Consider the following 1,039-nt stretch of genomic DNA (forward strand, 5'->3'; position numbering starts at 1 on the left):
ATCGTCTGGCCGGCCTGCGAGCCCGGGCACTTGTCGTTGCAGTTGTTGACGCCGTCACCGTCGTCATCGAGATCGGCGCAGTTCGGCGCGCTCGGAGCCGGCGCCGGCGCCGGGGCGACCGCAGCCACAGGCTCCGGACCCAGCGGGATCACGACGCCCACCGAAGCAAGCACGTCACCAAACCAGTCGGAATCCACCGCATTAACGCTCATGTCGTCGAAATCAGCGCGGTAGGCCAGTTCCGTGCGGATGCCGACGCCGCTCATGTCGCTCTGCAGACCGAAGCCGATCTTCGCCGCAAGATTGCCGTTCTCACGCTGGCCGGGAGAGACCGGCGCCGGTGAAGCATCGAACTCCTCTTCGGAGCGCTGGGAGCCGACGCCAACGAGGACATAAGGGCCCCAGTTGCGGCCTTCAGCCAGAAAATGGCGGCGCAGGTCGAGCGAGACACCGTATTGGCTCCAGTTGAGGTCCTGGTTCGCATCGAACTGCGCGTTCTGATAATTCAGCTGCCCCTCGACCGACCACGCGGGGCTGACCATCTTGCCGAAGCCCAGCGCGACGAAGGGCGCGTTGCGGGTGCCACGCTCGTCATCCTGGATGTTAAATCCGGTTGCACCGGCAAGGTACCAACGGTCGTCGAAATCCTGCGCGCCTGCGGTTTGAGCGAATGCGAGGCCGGCGAGCAGCGCACTGCTCAGCATGCGAATCTTCATTTCGGTACTCCTGCGGAAATGGGTCGAACCAAGAAACAGCCGCCAGCGTTAGCTGAACAGGCGTGCCGGCCGCGATCATACACGTCCGCCGCGAATCGTTAACGAGAATTAACAAGCTGGCGGCCAGCACCTGAGGCTCTGCGCGCCCAAAAAAAAGCCCGGCGCGAGGCCGGGCTTTTTAAGCTTCGAACGTCCGCTTAGTTCTGGACGTTGAGCTCGGTGCGGCGGTTACGCTCGTTCTTGCACGCCGGCAGTTCTTCCGGCGTCTGCTCGAGCGGGCGGGTCTCGCCGTAGCCGATCGGACCGGCCAGACGCGAGGCGTC

Annotated in this window: 1 protein-coding gene; it reads right to left on the bottom strand. The window is 64.0% G+C overall.

Going from position 1 to position 1,039, the window contains the following annotated elements:
- On the bottom strand, nucleotides 1-716 hold a 716-nt coding region (locus tag IE075_RS15510), incomplete at its 3' end, for an outer membrane beta-barrel protein (RefSeq protein WP_189458006.1).
- Nucleotides 717-1,039 lie beyond the last annotated feature (323 nt).

It is taken from the genome of Cognatilysobacter bugurensis (assembly GCF_014652095.1).
GTDB classification, from domain to species: Bacteria; Pseudomonadota; Gammaproteobacteria; order Xanthomonadales; family Xanthomonadaceae; genus Cognatilysobacter; species Cognatilysobacter bugurensis.